The 17,112-nt window shown below is 70.0% G+C and carries 14 protein-coding genes; 8 read left to right on the plus strand and 6 right to left on the minus strand.

The annotated features are described in order from the left end of the window. Positions 1–96: 96 nt before the first annotated feature. On the plus strand, positions 97–582 hold the full coding sequence (locus ACIQ8B_RS03630; RefSeq protein ID WP_403544984.1) for a hypothetical protein: 486 nt from the start codon (positions 97–99) through the stop codon (positions 580–582). Positions 583–676: 94 nt separating this feature from the next. On the opposite strand, the gene ACIQ8B_RS03635 is transcribed toward ACIQ8B_RS03630, so the two are convergent. Beyond that, complete coding sequence (locus ACIQ8B_RS03635; RefSeq protein WP_403545459.1) at positions 677–2,104, minus strand: CCA tRNA nucleotidyltransferase; 1,428 nt, start codon at positions 2,102–2,104, stop codon at positions 677–679. Positions 2,105–2,344: 240 nt separating this feature from the next. Between ACIQ8B_RS03635 and ACIQ8B_RS03640 the strand changes: the two genes are divergently transcribed. The 7 genes from ACIQ8B_RS03640 to trxA all read left to right on the plus strand — a co-directional run bounded on the left by ACIQ8B_RS03640 (position 2,345) and on the right by trxA (position 12,191). Continuing rightward, the gene (locus tag ACIQ8B_RS03640) at positions 2,345–4,744 is read left to right on the plus strand and encodes a DUF6049 family protein (RefSeq protein ID WP_403544985.1); all 2,400 of its coding nucleotides are present in this window, start codon (positions 2,345–2,347) and stop codon (positions 4,742–4,744) included. A 44-nt stretch (positions 4,745–4,788) separates the two neighbouring features. Then, positions 4,789–7,155, plus strand: a complete 2,367-nt coding sequence (murJ, locus tag ACIQ8B_RS03645) for a murein biosynthesis integral membrane protein MurJ (RefSeq protein WP_403544987.1) — start codon at positions 4,789–4,791, stop codon at positions 7,153–7,155. A 142-nt stretch (positions 7,156–7,297) separates the two neighbouring features. Further along, on the plus strand, positions 7,298–8,995 hold the full coding sequence (locus ACIQ8B_RS03650; protein ID WP_403544989.1) for a protein kinase family protein: 1,698 nt from the start codon (positions 7,298–7,300) through the stop codon (positions 8,993–8,995). 26 nt (positions 8,996–9,021) lie between these two features. Beyond that, positions 9,022–9,747 (plus strand): RNA polymerase sigma factor SigM, encoded by a 726-nt coding sequence (gene sigM / locus ACIQ8B_RS03655; RefSeq protein WP_403544991.1) that lies wholly within the window; start codon positions 9,022–9,024, stop codon positions 9,745–9,747. Then, positions 9,744–10,658: an anti-sigma factor family protein gene (locus ACIQ8B_RS03660; RefSeq protein WP_403544993.1), complete on the plus strand. Its 915-nt coding sequence runs from the start codon at positions 9,744–9,746 to the stop codon at positions 10,656–10,658. The genes sigM and ACIQ8B_RS03660 overlap by 4 nt, the downstream gene beginning before the upstream one ends. 193 nt (positions 10,659–10,851) lie before the next feature. Next, entirely contained in the window at positions 10,852–11,820 is a 969-nt protein-coding gene (gene trxB, locus ACIQ8B_RS03665; protein ID WP_106413397.1) for a thioredoxin-disulfide reductase, read from the plus strand. A gap of 38 nt (positions 11,821–11,858) precedes the next feature. Continuing rightward, complete coding sequence (gene trxA, locus ACIQ8B_RS03670) at positions 11,859–12,191, plus strand: thioredoxin (protein ID WP_003991504.1); 333 nt, start codon at positions 11,859–11,861, stop codon at positions 12,189–12,191. Between the two features lie 87 nt (positions 12,192–12,278). On the opposite strand, the gene ACIQ8B_RS03675 is transcribed toward trxA, so the two are convergent. The 5 genes from ACIQ8B_RS03675 to ACIQ8B_RS03695 all read right to left on the minus strand — a co-directional run bounded on the left by ACIQ8B_RS03675 (position 12,279) and on the right by ACIQ8B_RS03695 (position 17,109). Continuing rightward, positions 12,279–12,896, minus strand: a complete 618-nt coding sequence (locus ACIQ8B_RS03675) for a GNAT family N-acetyltransferase (protein ID WP_290002357.1) — start codon at positions 12,894–12,896, stop codon at positions 12,279–12,281. Between the two features lie 316 nt (positions 12,897–13,212). After that, positions 13,213–14,313 (minus strand): ParB/RepB/Spo0J family partition protein, encoded by a 1,101-nt coding sequence (locus ACIQ8B_RS03680; protein WP_403544996.1) that lies wholly within the window; start codon positions 14,311–14,313, stop codon positions 13,213–13,215. Beyond that, the gene (locus ACIQ8B_RS03685; protein WP_403545461.1) at positions 14,310–15,386 is read right to left on the minus strand and encodes a ParA family protein; all 1,077 of its coding nucleotides are present in this window, start codon (positions 15,384–15,386) and stop codon (positions 14,310–14,312) included. The genes ACIQ8B_RS03680 and ACIQ8B_RS03685 overlap by 4 nt, the downstream gene beginning before the upstream one ends. A gap of 365 nt (positions 15,387–15,751) precedes the next feature. Continuing rightward, a complete protein-coding gene (rsmG, locus tag ACIQ8B_RS03690; protein ID WP_403544998.1) occupies positions 15,752–16,471 on the minus strand; it encodes a 16S rRNA (guanine(527)-N(7))-methyltransferase RsmG in 720 nt (239 codons plus the stop codon). A 125-nt stretch (positions 16,472–16,596) separates the two neighbouring features. Then, positions 16,597–17,109 (minus strand): R3H domain-containing nucleic acid-binding protein, encoded by a 513-nt coding sequence (locus ACIQ8B_RS03695; RefSeq protein WP_290002365.1) that lies wholly within the window; start codon positions 17,107–17,109, stop codon positions 16,597–16,599. Between the last annotated feature and the right edge of the window lie 3 nt (positions 17,110–17,112).

Raw genomic sequence — 17,112 nt, forward strand, 5'->3', positions numbered from 1 at the left:
ATCTCGCTACGGAGTTGTCGGTGGGGACCGATAGCTTACGTGGGTCTTACCGACGCGACTTTCGCGTCACATGCCTACGTACAGGGGGACCCCCAAGTGACCACTCCGCCGCCCCAGGGCAACCCGTTCGCCCAGGGCCAGCAGCAGCCCTACGGCCAGCCCCAGGGCCAGCCCCCCTTCCCGCAGCAGGCCGGCCAGCCCGGCTTCCCGCCGCCGGGGGCTCCGGTGCCCCCGCAGCAGCAGGGCCGCAAGATCAGTTTCAAGATGATCAAGAACATCGTGATCGTGCTGATCGTCGCGGGTGTGGCCATCGGCGGGTGGATCGCGAGCCGCGACGACGCCAGCGCGGCCGCCGTGGGCGACTGCATGCACCGCGGCAGCACGGACGACAGCGACCCGGACCTCGAGGTCGTCGACTGCGGTGACGCGAAGGCGCAGTACACGGTGCTGGCCAAGGTCGAGGGCGACTTCTCCGGCCTGACGGCACAGAGCAAGTGCGAGGCAGCCGCCAAGGACTTCGAGTACGTCTACACGGAGACCAACGGCAGCAAGAGCTTCCTGCTCTGCCTGAAGGACAAGTAAGACGACACCGAGGGGCGGTGTTTCACGTGAAACACCGCCCCTCGGTTCGTGTGCGGGGGCATGTTTCACGTGAAACATGCCCCCGTTCTCGTTGTCAGCCCTGCTGCTCGGCCCACCACTCCTGGAGAGCCTTCACGGCCTCGTCGTGTTCCATGGGGCCGTTCTCCAGCCGGAGCTCCAGCAGGTGTTTGTAGGCCTTCCCGACCGCCGGCCCCGGCTTGACGCCCAGGATCTCCATGATCTGGTTGCCGTCGAGGTCCGGCCGGATGGAGTCCAGCTCCTCCTTCTCCTGAAGCTGGGCGATGCGCTCCTCCAGCCCGTCGTACGCACGGGAGAGCGCGGCGGCCTTGCGCCGGTTCCGCGTGGTGCAGTCCGAGCGGGTCAGCTTGTGGAGCCGGCTGAGGAGCGGCCCCGCGTCGCGGACGTAGCGGCGGACGGCGGAGTCCGTCCACTCTCCCGTGCCGTAGCCGTGGAACCGCAGGTGCAGCTCGACGAGCCGGGAGACGTCCTTCACCAGTTCGTTGGAGTACTTCAGGGCGGTCATGCGCTTCTTGGTCATCTTCGCCCCGACCACTTCGTGGTGATGGAAGGAGACGCGGCCGTCCTTCTCGAAGCGGCGGGTGCGGGGCTTGCCGATGTCGTGCAGCAGGGCGGCGAGGCGAAGGGTCAGGTCGGGACCGTCCTCCTCCAGGGCCATCGCCTGCTCCAGCACGGTCAAGGTGTGCTCGTAGACGTCCTTGTGCCGGTGGTGCTCGTCGCGCTCCAGGTGCAGGGCCGGCAGCTCCGGCAGCACGTACGAGGCGATCCCGGTGTCCACGAGCAGGGTGAGGCCCTTGCGGGGGTGTGCGGAAAGGATCAGCTTGTTCAGCTCGTCCCGCACCCGCTCGGCAGAGACGATCTCGATGCGTCCCGCCATCTCCTTCATCGCCGTGACGACCTCGGGGGCCACCTCGAAGTCGAGCTGAGCGGCGAAGCGCGCAGCCCGCATCATCCGCAGCGGATCGTCGGAGAAGGACTCCTCGGGCGTCCCCGGCGTACGCAGCACCCGCTCGGCGAGGTCCCGCAGACCGCCGTGCGGATCGATGAACCTCTTCTCGGGGAGGGCGACGGCCATCGCGTTGACGGTGAAGTCACGGCGGACGAGGTCGTCCTCGATGGAGTCGCCGTAGGACACCTCCGGCTTGCGCGACGTGCGGTCGTACGCCTCGGACCGGTAGGTGGTCACCTCGATCTGGAAGCTCCGCCCGGTGTCCCCGACGCGCGCCTCCTTCTGGGCGCCGACCGTCCCGAAGGCGATCCCGACGTCCCAGACGGCGTCCGCCCAGGGACGCATGATCTTCAGGATGTCCTGCGGGCGGGCGTCGGTCGTGAAGTCCAGATCGTTGCCGAGGCGGCCGAGCAGCGCGTCCCGCACCGAGCCGCCGACCAGGGCGAGTGAGAACCCCGCCTCCTGGAAACGGCGGGCTAGGTCGTCGGCGACAGGGGCGACCCGCAGCAGTTCACTCACGGCACGGTCCTGCACCTGGCTCAGGGCACTGGTTGCTTCGTTGGCGTTCGGCACAACAGAAGAGGGTACGTGGCCCGCACGGCCCGGAGCGCCCGGAAAAAGGCGCGCGGACGGACACCTGTGGCGATCATGGACAAGGCGCGCACCGCTCGATCTTGAGAACCGGTCCGCGGCACTTCCCCTCCTCGCACCTCGTTACCATGCCTGGACGCACATTCCGACGACCACTGACGACGACAAGGGACGGGCGAGCGCGTGGCCGAGGCGGCAGACTTCCAGGGGACCAGTCCCTCACCTGCCCGCCGCTGGCTGCGGCGCTCCGGTGCCCTGCTCGCCGGGACGCCCCTCCTGGCCGGGCTCGTCCAGCTGTCCGCCGCACCCCCCGCGGAAGCCGCCGCCCCGGCCGCGCCGCGGGCCGCCTCCGACGACGGACCGGTGGCCGTCTCCGTCGACTCCCTCACGCCCAGCACCCCCGCCGAGGGCGACACCGTCACCGTCTCCGGGACGGTGACCAACAAGGGCAAGCGGACCGTCACCGACGCCTCCGTCGGCCTCCGGGTGGGGCCACTGCTCAACACCCGCTCCAGCATCGACACGCTCGCCAAGAACTCCGGTGACATCGACGGCCCCCTCGGAGCGGAGATCGACGACAAGTACACCGAGAAGTTCTCCAAGCTCACCCCCGGGGTCTCGCAGCCCTACACCATCTCCGTGCCGACGGACGAACTGGACCTCGGCCAGGACGGCGTCTACGAGCTGTCCGTCACCCTCTCCGGCGAGACGTCCGACCAGCCGTGGGAGCAGACGCTCGGCGTCCGTCACACGTTCCTGCCGTGGCAGCCCGAGGCAGCGGACACCAAGACGAAGACGACGTTCATGTGGCCGCTGATCTCCTCCGTCCACATGACGGCGGAGACCGGCTCGGACGAGGAGCAGACGCCCGTCTTCCACGACGACGAGCTCGCCGAGGAGATCTCCCCGGGCGGCCGTCTCGACCGGATGGTGGCCCTCGGACGGGACCTCGACGTCACCTGGGTGATCGACCCGGACCTGCTCGCCTCCGTCGAGGCGATGACCACCCGGTACGAGATCCCCGGTGAGAACGCGGACGACAAGAACGTCGTCGGCGGCCACCAGACGGTCGCCAAGCGCTGGCTCACCGAGGTGCAGAAGGCGGTGGAGGACAAGGAGGTCGTCGCGCTGCCGTTCGGCGACCCCGACCTCGCCTCCCTGGCCCACCACGGCACGTCGGTCACCGGCTCGCTGCGCCACCTCAAGGAGGCCACCGACGTCGCCGCCGGCACCGTCGAGTCGATCCTGCACGTCAAGCCCAGCACGGACTTCGCCTGGCCCGTCGAGGGCGCCGTGGACCCCGCCATCGTCAAGGTCTCGACCTCGGCCGGCGCCGACAAGGTGATCGCCCGTGGCGACACCTTCGAAGGGGGCCGCGACCTGACCTACACGCCCACCGCACCCCGGCCCATCGGCGGCGGCACCACGGCCGTGGTCGCGGACGCACGGCTGTCCACCGCCTTCGACGGCGACATGACCAGGGCCTCCGCCTCCACCCAGGCGGTGCAGCGCTTCCTGGCCCAGAGCCTCACCCTCGCCCTGCAGACGGACCGTCCGCGCAGCGTCGTGGTCGCCCCGCAGCGCACCCCGTCCGCCGCCCAGGCTCAGACCATGGCCGAGGTCATCGGCGTCCTCCAGGGCAGCACCTGGTCGGAGCCGCAGGACCTCATGGCGGCCGCGAAGTCCAAGCCGGACCCGGCCGCCGGCACCGACGTGCCCCCGGCGTCCGCGTACCCGAAGTCGCTGCGCAAGCAGGAGCTCCCGCGGTCGGCCTTCGAGCAGATCGCCAGGACGCAGGACAAGCTCGACCGCTTCAAGGTGATCCTCTCCGACCAGTCCCGCGTGGTGACGCCGTTCGGGCGCGCCCTGAACCGGGGCATGGCGGCGTCGTGGCGCGGCCGGCCGGCCGAGGCGGCGATCTACCGCAGCGGCGTCGAGACGTACCTGGACACGCTGAGCAGCCAGGTCCGGCTGATCGAGAAGTCGGAGACCAAGCTCTCCGGCCGCAGCGCCACGATCCCCGTGACGGTCCAGAACAACCTGGTGCAGGGCGTCGAGCACCTGGTGCTGCGGCTCACCTCCACCAGCCCGACCCGCCTGGAGATCGACGGCAACGCCTACGAGGAGCAGCCCGTCACCGTCTCCGGCGGCCACAGCCAGTCGGTGAAGTTCACCACGAACGCCAACGCCAACGGCCGGGCCACCCTGGTCGCCCAGCTCTATACGCAGGACGGCCGGCCCTACGGCCAGCCCGTCACGTTCGACGTGAAGGTGACCGAGATCACCGCGACGGTGATGCTGGTCATCGGCGGCGGCGTGCTGCTGCTCGTCCTGGCCGGCTTCCGGATGTACACCCAGCGCAAGCGCGCCGCGGCCCGCGAGGCCGAGGAGCGGGAACCGGAGAACGCGGCGGACGCGGACGCCGACGGCCCGAAGAACCCCGAAGCCTCCGAGAGGCGTCCCACCCAGGAGTCCGCGCCGGACACCCGGAAGGGCGGCCCGGAGCAGCCGAGTGACCCGGCCCCGGACACCGCACCGGAAAGCGCCGACCCGTCCGGCACGGGTGAGAGAGTGGACCGTTGAGGAAGTCGTGGCCGGTCGGCCCGGGACGATGAGGTGGGGTAACCATGAACGCGCCGTACGACGGTGACCGCGGCAACGCCGCGGCCAACTCGGGCCATCCCGAGTCGGACCCCGCCGGGGGTCCGCCGCCCGGGCACGACCAGGCGTCACAGCCACCCGCCGACATGTACGTCCAGGACGCCTACGCCCAGGACCCCTACCGGGCGCAGGACATCGACGCCCAGGACCCGGTCGCGGAAGCGCTCTACGACCGGTCGGCGCACCCCCCGCCCCCGCCCGGCGCACACCACCCGCAGCAGCCCCTGTACGGGCAGCCGCCCCAGTCGCCGTACGCGCCCGACCCCCGGGTGTGGGCCCGGACGCCCGCTCCGGAGCCGGACGGACCCACCCAGCACCTGCCGTACGGCGACGACCCGCGCACCACGCAGTACGTCGGCGTGGACGACCTCGTCGGCCAGGCCGGGGAACAGCGCCACGAACCGGACGCCTTCGCGCACCTCTTCCGCGACCAGCAGCAGGGCGGCGCCTTCCCCGACCAGCACGGCGGGTACGCCCAGCGGCCCCAGGGCGACGCCTTTCCCCACCACTACGGCGGGTACGCCCAGGGGCCCCAGGGCGGCGCCCAGCCCGGGCAGCCGACGGGCGAACCGCAGCAGTACGCCTCCGCGCCGGTGCCCGGCCCCGCGTCCCCCACGCCCGGTCACTACGCGGGCGCCACTCCGCCGCCCGCCGCAGAGCCGGCTGCCCCGGAACCCGCGCCCGCGCCCACGCCGAAGAAGGGCGGTCGCGCAGGCGGTCTGCTGAAGTCCAGCGCCGTGATGGCGGCGGGGACGATGGTCTCCCGTCTCACCGGTTTCATCCGGTCCGCGCTGATCGTGTCGGCCCTGGGCCTCGGCCTGCTCGGCGACTCCTTCCAGGTCGCCTACCAACTGCCGACGATGATCTACATCCTGACCGTCGGCGGCGGCCTCAACTCCGTCTTCGTGCCGCAGCTCGTGCGCGCCATGAAGGACGACGAGGACGGCGGCGAGGCGTACGCCAACCGGCTGCTGACGCTGGTGATGGTGGCGCTGGCGGTGCTCACCGCACTCGCCTGGCTGGCCGCCCCGCTGCTGGTGCGCGCGCTGTCGAACCCCGTCGCCTCGGATCCCGCGGCCAACGAGGTCGCCGTCACCTTCACGCGCTACTTCCTGCCCTCGATCTTCTTCATGGGCGTCCACGTGGTGATGGGCCAGATCCTCAACGCGCGCGGCCGGTTCGGCGCGATGATGTGGACCCCGGTCCTGAACAACATCGTCATCATCGTCACGCTCGGCACGTTCATCTGGGTCTACGGCACCGCCGCGGACTCGAAGATGCAGGTCTCGAACATCCCGCCGGAGGGTCTGCGGCTCCTCGGCATCGGCGTGCTGCTGGGTCTCGTCGTACAGGCCCTCGCGATGATCCCGTATCTGCGGGAGACCGGCTTCCGCATGCGGCTGCGCTTCGACTGGAAGGGCCACGGTCTCGGCAAGGCGGCGATGCTCGCCAAGTGGACCATCCTCTTCGTCCTCGCCAACCAGGCGGGCGCGCTGGTCGTCACCCAGCTCTCCACCGCCGCGGGCCTGGACTCGGACGTCGAGGGCACCGGCTTCGCCGCCTACGCCAACGCCCAGCTGATCTGGGGCCTGCCGCAGGCCATCATCACGGTCTCCCTGATGGCCGCGCTGCTGCCCCGCATCTCCCGCTCGGCGGCCGAGGAGGACGGAGGCGCCGTCCGGGACGACATCTCCCAGGGCCTGCGCACCACCGCCGTCGCGATCGTGCCCATCGCCTTCGGCTTCGTCGCGCTCGGCATTCCGATGTGCACCCTGATCTTCGGGTCCTCGGGCACCAACGCGGCCACCAACATGGGGTACATGCTGATGGCCTTCGGCCTCGGCCTGATCCCCTACTCCGTGCAGTACGTCGTCCTGCGCGCCTTCTACGCCTACGAGGACACCCGGACCCCCTTCTACAACACGGTCATCGTGGCCGCCGCGAACGCGGTCGCCTCCGGCCTCTGTTTCCTGGTGCTGCCGGCCCGCTGGGCCGTGGTCGGCATGGCCGCCTCGTACGGCGTCGCCTACGCCCTCGGGGTCGGCGTCGCCTGGCGCCGGCTGCGCAAGCGGCTGGGCGGCGACCTGGACGGCGCCCGGGTGCTGCGGACCTACGCCCGCCTGTGCATCGCCTCCGTCCCGGCCGCTCTGCTCAGCGGCGCGGCCTGTTACGGCATCAGCGAGGTCCTGGGCCAGGAGGTCCTCGGTTCATTCGCCGCACTGCTGGGCGGCGGGGCCGTCCTGCTGGGCGTCTTCTACGCAGCCGCGCGCCGGATGCGTATCGAGGAGGTCAACTCGCTGGTCGGTATGGTGCGCGGACGCCTGGGACGCTGAGACAAGGGGTAGGCGCACAACCATCATCGGCCCCCGCGTGTCGTGCATAGCGGCGGACTGTGGGCACAATTGGGTTCGGCGTCGGACTGCGCGTGACGGACGCCGGGCCGACGCGCATCGGATGGGGAGGCAGGGAACGACGGTGGCGGAACGGAGCACAGCTGCCGTCGACGTGGCAGACGACAGCGGCGAGCAGTCGCTGACCGCGGAGGCGGACCAGTCCACGGCCGACGGGGTGGCCAAGAACCGGGAGCGGGACACGGACAACGACGAGGCACAGGAGAACACCGGGACCGAGGGCCCCGCGACGACCTCGCCACCCGAGCTGCACAGCGGCCACAAGCTGGCCAGACGCTACCGCCTCGAGGAGTGCGTCACCCGTCTGGACGGGTTCAGCAGTTGGCGTGCCGTGGACGAGAAGCTCCGCCGTGCCGTCGGCGTGCACATCCTGCCCGCGGACCACTCGCGCGCCCGGTCCGTACTGGCCGCGGCCCGCTCCTCGGCCCTGCTGGGCGACCCGCGCTTCGTGCAGGTCCTGGACGCCGTCGAGGAGGACGACCTCGTCTACGTCGTCCACGAATGGCTGCCCGACGGCACCGAACTGACCACCCTCCTCGCCTCCGGCCCGCTGGAGGTGTACGACGCCTACCAGATGGTCAGTCAGGTTTCGAGTGCCATGGCGGCGGCCCACCGCGAGGGTCTCGCCCATCTGCGGCTCAACCCCAACGCCGTCCTGCGCACCTCGACCGGTCAGTGGCGCGTCCGCGGTCTCGCCGTCAACGCGGCGCTGCGCGGCGTCAGCTCGGACACCCCCCAGCGCACGGACACCGAGTCGATCGGCGCCCTGCTGTACGCGGCACTGACCCAGCGCTGGCCGTACGAGAACGACGCCTACGGCATGTCAGGTCTGCCGAAGGACATCGGTCTGATCCCGCCCGACCAGGTCCGGGCCGGCGTCCACCGCGGCCTGTCCGAACTGGCCATGCGCGCCCTCGCCAACGACGGCGCCACCGCCTCCCGCCACGAGTCGCCGTGCACCACGCCGGAGGAGCTGGTGAAGGCGATCGGCGAGATGCCCCGCATCCGTCCGCCGGAGCCCGCGTTCACCGCCCCGCCGGACTACCAGCGCACCACGTATCAGCAGGGCTCCTACGCGCGCCCCGCCGTTCCCTCCCGCCCCGCCCAGCCGACGCCGGTGCCGCCCCCGCCGCTGCAGAGCCGCACCGGCAAGGCTCTGAAGTGGGCCGTCTCGGCGCTGCTGATCGCCGCGCTGGGGCTGGGCAGTTGGCAGCTCGCGGACGCCCTCATGGACCAGGGCGGCACGGCCGACGACACCAAGACCCAGACGACCGAGGGTGAGGACAAGAAAGCCCCGAAGCCGGTGCGCGGCAAGCCGATCGCCATCTCGGAGCTGCACGACTTCGACCCGTTCGGCTCGGACGGGTCCGAGTACCCGGAGAACCTGCCCAAGATCCTGGACGGCGATCCGACGAGTTACTGGCAGACGAGCTACTACGCGAGCTCCGACTTCGGCCGTCTGAAGCCGGGTGTGGGAGTCGTCGTCGATCTCGGCAAGAGCCAGGACGTCGGGAAGGTCACCGTCACCTTCATCGGCAGCACGTCCGCCGAGCTCCGTGCCGCGCCCGGCGACGCGGAGTCCCGGCCGACCTCCTTCGACTCGTACAGCAAGGTCGCCGAGGGGTCGGGCACCACTGTCTCCCTCGCGCCCGAGAACACGGTGAAGACCCGCTACCTCCTGGTCTGGCTGACCGACCTCCCCCTGCAGGCCGACGACGGCCGGTGGCGTGGCCGGATCGCGGACATCAAGGTGACCAGCTGAGGGACCGCGTCGAGGGAGGGGATCCGATGGCGGACGGGGCCGCACACGACGGAGTGAGCGATCAGGATCTGCTCACCCGGCACGTCGCCGGCGATCCCGACGCCTTCGGCGAGCTCGTGCGGCGGCACCGCGACCGGCTCTGGGCCGTGGCCCTCCGGACGCTGCGGGACCGCGAGGAAGCCGCCGACGCCGTCCAGGACGCCCTCGTCTCCGCCTACCGGGCCGCCCACACGTTCCGCGGCCAGTCGGCTGTCACCACTTGGCTGCACCGCATCACGGTGAACGCCTGCCTGGACCGTGCGCGCAAGGCCGCCTCCCGGAAGACGGCGCCGGTTGACGACACCGAGCGCCTGGAACAGCTGCTCGAACCGCACGAGTCCGCCTCGGCGCCCGCGGAGCGCAACGATCTGCACCGCCAGCTCATCGAGGCGATGGGCACCCTTCCGCCCGACCAGCGGGCGGCGCTCGTCCTGGTGGACATGCAGGGTTACCCGGTCGCCGAGGCGGCCCGCGTCCTCGACGTGCCCACCGGCACGGTCAAGAGCCGGTGCGCCCGGGGTCGCGCGAGACTCCTGCCCCTGCTCACCCACCTGCGCCCCGGGGGCGCAGGTGAGGAGGAGGACAGAGACAGGGGACGGAACCGGAGAGGGGGGACACCCGTCCCACCCGCAGCGGGTCCGCGGCGACCGGACCCGCCCGACACAGGATCGAACGACCCGGCTGCAGTGAAGGGCGGAGGTGGGCGAGCGTGACGTCGACGACCGACAAGGCGGAGCACCCGGACGTCGCGGAGATCTCCGACCTCACCGAGGGTCTCCTCCCGGCGGAGCGCAGGGAGGACGTCCGGAGGCATCTGGACCAGTGCGAGCTCTGTGCCGACGTCCACGCCTCCCTCGAGGAGATCCGAGGACTGCTCGGCACGGTTCCGGGTCCGCCGCGGATGCCGGCGGATGTCGCGGGGCGCATCGACGCGGCCCTGGCCGCCGAGGCCTTGCTGCACGCCACGGCGCCCGTGACCGACGAAGAGGACGAGAGCGTCATCCTCGGTACGACTGCGGCCGAGAGTGAACCGTCTCATGTTTCACGTGAAACATCGGCGCCCTCCGACCGGCCCGTGGGCCGCCCCCGCTCCTCGGCCACGGGACCGGGCCGCAAGCCCCGGCTGCGGGGCAGGAGCCGCCGGGCCGTCGTCCTGGGCACAGCGTTCACCGTGGCCGCTCTCGGCCTCGGATCCGTGGTGCTGTCCTCACTGAACGACGGCGGAGGCCCGGACGAGGAACACCGGACGACCGCTGCGGACACCTTCTCCGAGGGGAAGCTGGAGAAGCAGGTCACCGATCTGCTCGCACGCAGCCCGCAGCAGGACAAGGCAGCCCGCTCCCCGCACACCTTCGGCATGGAGTCGGATTCCTCCGGCGCGAATCCCAGGGTGCTGACGAAGCCGGTGGTCCCGGAGTGCGTCCAGGAGGGCATCGGCCGCAACGACGCCGCGTTGGCCACCGAGCAGGGTGTCTATCAGGGGAAGGCCGCCCTGCTCGTCGTGCTGCCCGACGCCTCGGACGCCACGCGCGTGACGGCCTACATCGTCGACGCGGCATGCGTGGAGAACGCGTCCCCGTCCTCCGCCGCGAAGGTCTTGCTGGAACACACCTACACACGCTGACCGCACACGCGTGGTCTTGGTTCCGCGTGGTATCCCGTACGGTGTGTGGCCCCGGCGTGCCGTCGGAGCACCGTCTGCGTGTGCCCGGGCACGGCGGGAATGCGGGCCCCTTAGGATCCGTTGGGTGGGGTGAGAGTTCCGAAAGAAGCTCCCACCGGTCGAATGACGCAGACCAGAGACGAGGAATCCAGCCGTGAGCGACGTCCGTAACGTGATCATCATCGGCTCGGGGCCCGCCGGCTACACGGCGGCGCTCTACACCGCCCGCGCGTCGCTGAAGCCCCTGGTGTTCGAGGGCGCTGTCACCGCCGGCGGTGCACTGATGAACACCACCGAGGTGGAGAACTTCCCCGGTTTCCAGGACGGCATCATGGGCCCGGAGCTCATGGACAACATGCGGGCCCAGGCGGAGCGCTTCGGTGCCGAGCTGGTTCCGGACGACGTCGTGGCTGTCGATCTGACCGGTGAGATCAAGACCGTCACGGACACCGCCGGAACGGTCCACAAGGCGAAGGCCGTCATCGTGACGACCGGGTCGCAGCACCGCAAGCTCGGGCTGCCCAACGAGGACGCCCTCTCGGGTCGCGGTGTCTCGTGGTGCGCCACCTGTGACGGCTTCTTCTTCAAGGACCAGGACATCGCCGTCATCGGCGGCGGTGACACCGCCATGGAGGAGGCGACCTTCCTGTCTCGCTTCGCCAAGTCCGTGACGATCGTCCACCGCCGAGACACCCTGCGCGCCTCCAAGGCGATGCAGGAGCGCGCCTTCGCCGACCCGAAGATCTCGTTCGTCTGGGACAGCGAGGTCGCGGAGATTCAGGGCGACCAGAAGCTCTCGGGTCTGAAGCTGCGCAACGTCAAGACGAGTGAGCTCTCCGACCTGGCGGTGACCGGCCTGTTCATCGCGATCGGTCACGATCCGCGCACCGAGCTCTTCAAGGGCCAGCTCGAGCTGGACGAGGAGGGCTACCTGAAGGTCGACGCGCCCTCGACGCGCACCAACGTCACGGGTGTCTTCGCGGCCGGTGACGTGGTGGACCACACCTACCGCCAGGCGATCACCGCGGCCGGTACCGGCTGCGCGGCAGCCCTCGACGCGGAGCGCTTCCTCGCCGCGCTCGCCGACGAGGACAAGGCCGAGCCCGAGAAGACCACTGTCTGATCCACTCTCCCCACGCACCAACGATTAAGGAGCCCGCTGTGGCCGGCACCCTGAAGAACGTGACCGACGACTCCTTCGAGCAGGACGTCCTCAAGAGCGACAAGCCTGTCCTGGTGGACTTCTGGGCCGCCTGGTGCGGTCCGTGCCGTCAGATCGCTCCGTCCCTCGAGGCCATCGCCGCCGAGTACGGAGACAAGATCGAGGTCGTCAAGCTCAACATCGACGAGAACCCGGGCACGGCCGCCAAGTACGGCGTCATGTCGATCCCGACCCTGAACGTCTACCAGGGCGGTGAGGTCGCCAAGACCATCGTCGGCGCCAAGCCGAAGGCCGCGATCGTCCGCGACCTCGAGGACTTCATCGCCGAGTAGTGACGGGCCGCCTCGACGGCGGTGCATGTTTCACGTGAAACACGAATGGGCCGACCCGCTTGGGTCGGCCCATTCGTGTGAGCGAGGTCAGAGCGGTCGCAGGGCCGGCTCCTTCTGCACCGCCCCGAGCAGTCGGTCGAGCGCCATCTCCACGTCTTCCTTCCAGGAGAGCGTCGACCTCAGCTCCAACCGCAGCCGGGGATAGGCGGGGTGCTGACGGACCGTCTTGAAGCCCACGGCGAGCAGATGGTCCGCGGGCAGCACACAGGCCGACTCCTTCCACCGGGCGTCACCGAAAGCCTCGATCGCCTTGAAGCCCCGCCGCAGCAGATCCTTCGCCACTGTCTGGACCATCACGCGGCCGAGCCCCTGCCCCTGGTAGTCGGGGAGGATGAACGCGGTCATCAGCTGCACCGCGTCGGGGGACACCGGACTGGTGGGGAACGCGGTGGAGCGGGGCACATAGGCGGGGGGCGCGTAGAGCACGTAGCCCACGGGCACCTCGTCCACGTAGACGACGCGTCCGCAGGAGCCCCAGTCGAGAAGGACGGCCGAAATCCAGGACTCCTTCTCGAGCTCTGCGGTGCCCGCCTTTACCGCTGCCTCGCCGCTGACCGGGTCGAGCTCCCAGAAGACACACGAGCGGCAGCGCTGGGGGAGGTCCGGAAGGTTGTCCAGCGTGAGCGGTACGAGCCGACGGCCCATGAAGGCTGTTCCTCGCTTCCTTGGCCCGCTGCCACACGGGCGGCGGTCAGAGCACTCCGTTCTCTGAGCAGGCTGCCGATGAAGCCACTGACGACGCCCACCCCCAGCCCCGCGCTCATCAGTCCGGTGCGGCTCGTCATTCGCATGGCCCCTGCCTAGCTCTCAGAGGTGTTGCCGGGTGGATGCGCCATATACGAACGCATCGTATCCATGAAGCGATTCCCTCGATACCGGCACAAGGCAAAGGGCGGGCCGTGTCCGGTGCGTACCGGACACGGCCCGCCCTGGCCGGCTTCAGGCCGGGCGGAGCGACTCTTCAGGAATCGGTCTCCTCGGCGTCGTTCTCGTCCACGATGCTCTTCTGGAGCACCGGGCCCTCTCCGGGGGCGAGGGTGCCGAGGATGCGCTCCAGGTCCTCCATCGAGGCGAACTCGACGGTGATCTTGCCCTTCTTCTGACCGAGGTCGACCTTCACCCGCGTCTCGAAGCGATCCGAGAGGCGCGTCGCCAGTTCGGACAGGGCCGGCGACACCCGGGCGCCCGCGCGGGGGCCCTTGGACCGCTGAGCCTTCTGAGGCCGCGAGCCCATCAGGGTCACGATCTCCTCGACGGCCCGTACCGAGAGGCCCTCGGCCACGATGCGGTGAGCCAGACGGTCCTGTTCCTCGGAGTCCTCGACGGACAGCAGCGCGCGGGCGTGCCCGGCGGAGAGCACTCCGGCGGCCACCCGGCGCTGAACGGTCGGGGACAGCTTCAGCAGACGCAGGGTGTTGGACACCTGCGGGCGGGACCGGCCGATGCGGTCGGCCAGTTGGTCGTGCGTGCAGTTGAAGTCCTTGAGCAGCTGGTCGTAGGCGGCAGCCTCTTCCAGCGGATTCAGCTGGGCACGGTGCAGGTTCTCCAGCAGCGCGTCCAGGAGGAGCTTCTCGTCCTCCGTGGCCCGCACGATGGCCGGGATGGCGTCGAGTCCGGCCTCACGGCAGGCACGCCACCGGCGCTCGCCCATGATCAGCTCATAGCGGCCGCCGCCCGCCTGCCGCACGACGACGGGCTGAAGCAGACCGACCTCCTTGATGGAGGTGATCAGTTCGGCCAGGGCGTCCTCGTCGAAGACGTCCCGAGGCTGCCGCGGGTTCGGCGTAATGGCGTCGAGGGGGATTTCAGCGAAGTGCGCCCCCATCGGCGGGGCCGGCACCGAAGAGCTCGCGGCTGCGGCCTCCTCCGTTTCACGTGAAACAGAAGCCAGCGTGGCCACCTTCGCGGCCGCCACTCCACGCTCGTTCGGCAGTACCGGAATCGCTGCGGGCGACGGGGAGGCCGTCCCGCCCACCGCGGCCGGGGGCACCGTCTTCTCTGTCGGGGCAGCGGGGATCAGTGCTGCGAGCCCACGACCCAGCCCCCTCCGTCGCTCACTCACTGCACGCCCTCCACCATGTTCGGATCAGTCTGCTGTACGCCGATGTGCGCCTGCGACGCGTCGTACCGGACTCCGACGCCTCTCAGCGCGATCTCGCGTGCCGCCTCGAAGTACGAGAGAGCACCGCTCGATCCAGGATCGTAAGTCAGCACCGTCTGCCCGTAGCTCGGGGCCTCGGAGATACGGACGGAACGGGGGATGCTGGTGCGCAGGACCTCGTCGCCGAAGTGGGTGCGTACCTCCTCCGCGACCTGGGAGGCGAGCCGCGTCCGGCCGTCGTACATGGTGAGCAGGATGGTCGAGACGTGCAGAGCGGGGTTGAGGTGCCCTCGAACCAGGTCGACGTTGCGCAGCAGCTGACCGAGTCCTTCCAGCGCGTAGTACTCGCACTGGATCGGGATCAGCACCTCCTGGCCCGCCACCAGGGCGTTGACCGTGAGGAGACCGAGCGACGGCGGGCAGTCGATGAGGATGTAGTCCAGCGGCTGCTCGTAGGCCTGAATGGCCCGCTGCAGTCGACTCTCCCGTGCCACGAGCGACACCAGTTCGATCTCCGCACCGGCAAGATCGATGGTGGCGGGGGCGCAGAAGAGGCCCTCGACATCGGGGACGGGCTGGACGACCCCTGCCAGCGGCTTGCTCTCCACCAGCACGTCGTAGATGGAGGGCACCTCGGCATGGTGGTCGATCCCCAGGGCGGTGGATGCGTTGCCCTGCGGGTCGAGGTCGATCACCAGGACACGGGCGCCGTGCAGAGCGAGCGAAGCGGCCAGATTGACGGTGGTCGTCGTCTTTCCGACACCGCCCTTCTGGTTGGCGACCACGATGACGCGGGTCTGCTCGGGCCGCGGCAGCCCTTCTCCGGCACGGCCCAGAGCCTCCACCGCCAGTTGGGCAGCGCGACCGATGGGAGTGTCGTCCATCGGAGGCGGTGTTTCACGTGAAACATCCGCCCCCATCGATTCGGTACGGGGACCGGGGACCGGATCGGTCATCGGTCCCGCGATGTTGGCGTCGGACCGCAAGGATTCACTCTCCTCGACTTCAGGCTCGCAATGAACAGAGCCTCCCATGCCTTCGGGGTCGCGAACCAGTGAGGTCTGACGTTCTGTGGAGAAATCCACCTCTGTGGACAACTCCGTACCTCGTGAAGGGGACGACTCGCGGGGAGCTGAGCTCTCGTCGAGGGAGCCGAGGGGCTTCCGTTCACGAGGTTCGGCCGCAGCGCGGCCCCGACTGATGATGCCGTGCAGCAGTGAGCGACGTTTCACGTGAAACACGATGCACAGCAGCGGAGGCGGTACTGCCACGACACTCCGGCATGCGCGGGTTGGGCAGCTTGTGTGGAGTACGCCCGGCCTCGACGGCCGGGCACGTCGTCCCGATGCGTGACATTGCCGCACCAGAACCCTCGCACTCCACAGCGAGGGACATACGGCTATCCGCGTCGACGCCGGGCCCGTCCGGTGCGGGCGGCCTTGGCGCGTTTGGCGGCGAAGCGCACACCGCCGGGGCTCTCTCCGACCTCGACCCGTACCACTGTGGACAGGGGGTCCACCATGCCCTCACCCACGTGCACGATCGACGTCGTCACGGCGCCGAGCTTGGTCAGTGCGGTGGCAGCGCTCTTCAGCTCCTCCTCCGCGGTGTCGCCCTTGAGCGCAAGCATTTCCCCGTACGGCCGCAGCAGGGGGATGCCCCAGGTGGCCAGGCGGTCGAGCGGCGCCACGGCGCGTGCGGTCACCACGTGCACCGGAGGCAGCTTGCCCATGACCTCCTCGGCGCGTCCGCGCACAACGGTCACATGATCCAGGCCGAGCAGTTCCACGACCTCGGTCAGGAAGTTGGTGCGGCGGAGCAGCGGCTCCAGCAGGGTGATCTTCAGGTCCTCCCGGACCAGAGCGAGCGGAATGCCCGGCAGACCGGCCCCCGAGCCGACGTCGCACACGGTGACACCCTCGGGTACGACCTCCGAGAGCACCGCGCAGTTCAGCAGATGCCGCTCCCACAGGCGGGGCACCTCACGCGGGCCGATCAGACCGCGCTGGACGCCCGCCTCGGCGAGCAGCTCGGCATACCGGACTGCGTCCGCGAAGCGTTCACCGAACACCTCGCGGGCCTGCTCGGGCGCGGGGGGAAGCTCCGCTGCCTCCGTCACGGGGGACCGTCCTTCCGTACCGTGCCGACGCGGACGCCGGCACCAGAACCAGAACCAGAACTATCAGGTTGACAAAGAGCGGCCCCGCCTGCGCAACAGACGGGGCCGGTGGAACGGTGAGCCGATCAGGCGGGAAGCACGACGACGAAGCGCTGCGGCTCCTCGCCCTCGGACTCACTGCGCAGGCCGGCCGCCTTGATCGCGTCGTGCACGACCTTGCGCTCGAACGGGGTCATCGGGTCGAGCCGCACGGGCTGACCGCTGCTCTTCGCCTCGGCCGCGGCCTTGGCGCCCAGGTCGGCCAGCTCGGTGCGCTTGCGGGCGCGGTAGCCGGCGATGTCGAGCATCAGGCGGCTGCGGTCACCGGTCTCCCGGTGGACCGCGAGGCGCGTGAGCTCCTGAAGGGCCTCCAGCACCTCGCCGTCACGGCCGACCAGCTTCTGCAGATCGCGGCTGTCCGTGTCGCTGATGATCGAGACAGAGGCGCGGTCGGCCTCGACGTCCATGTCGATGTCGCCGTCGAGGTCGGCGATGTCGAGCAGACCCTCCAGGTAGTCCGCCGCGATCTCGCCCTCCTGCTCCAGGCGGGTCAGGGTGTCTGTGCCCTCGGCAGCGGCCGCGGTGGTGCCTTCCGTCACGGG

This window comes from Streptomyces sp. NPDC096105 (assembly GCF_044763335.1).
Taxonomy (GTDB): domain Bacteria; phylum Actinomycetota; class Actinomycetes; order Streptomycetales; family Streptomycetaceae; genus Streptomyces.

Excerpts from the sequence above, each read along its gene's own strand:
- murJ (WP_403544987.1), top strand. The coding sequence starts at position 4,789 with ATGAACGCGCCGTACGACGGTGACCGCGGCAACGCCGCGGCCAACTCG.
- sigM (WP_403544991.1), top strand. The coding sequence starts at position 9,022 with ATGGCGGACGGGGCCGCACACGACGGAGTGAGCGATCAGGATCTGCTC.
- ACIQ8B_RS03675 (WP_290002357.1), bottom strand. The coding sequence starts at position 12,896 with ATGGGCCGTCGGCTCGTACCGCTCACGCTGGACAACCTTCCGGACCTC.
- ACIQ8B_RS03685 (WP_403545461.1), bottom strand. The coding sequence starts at position 15,386 with ATGGGAGGCTCTGTTCATTGCGAGCCTGAAGTCGAGGAGAGTGAATCC.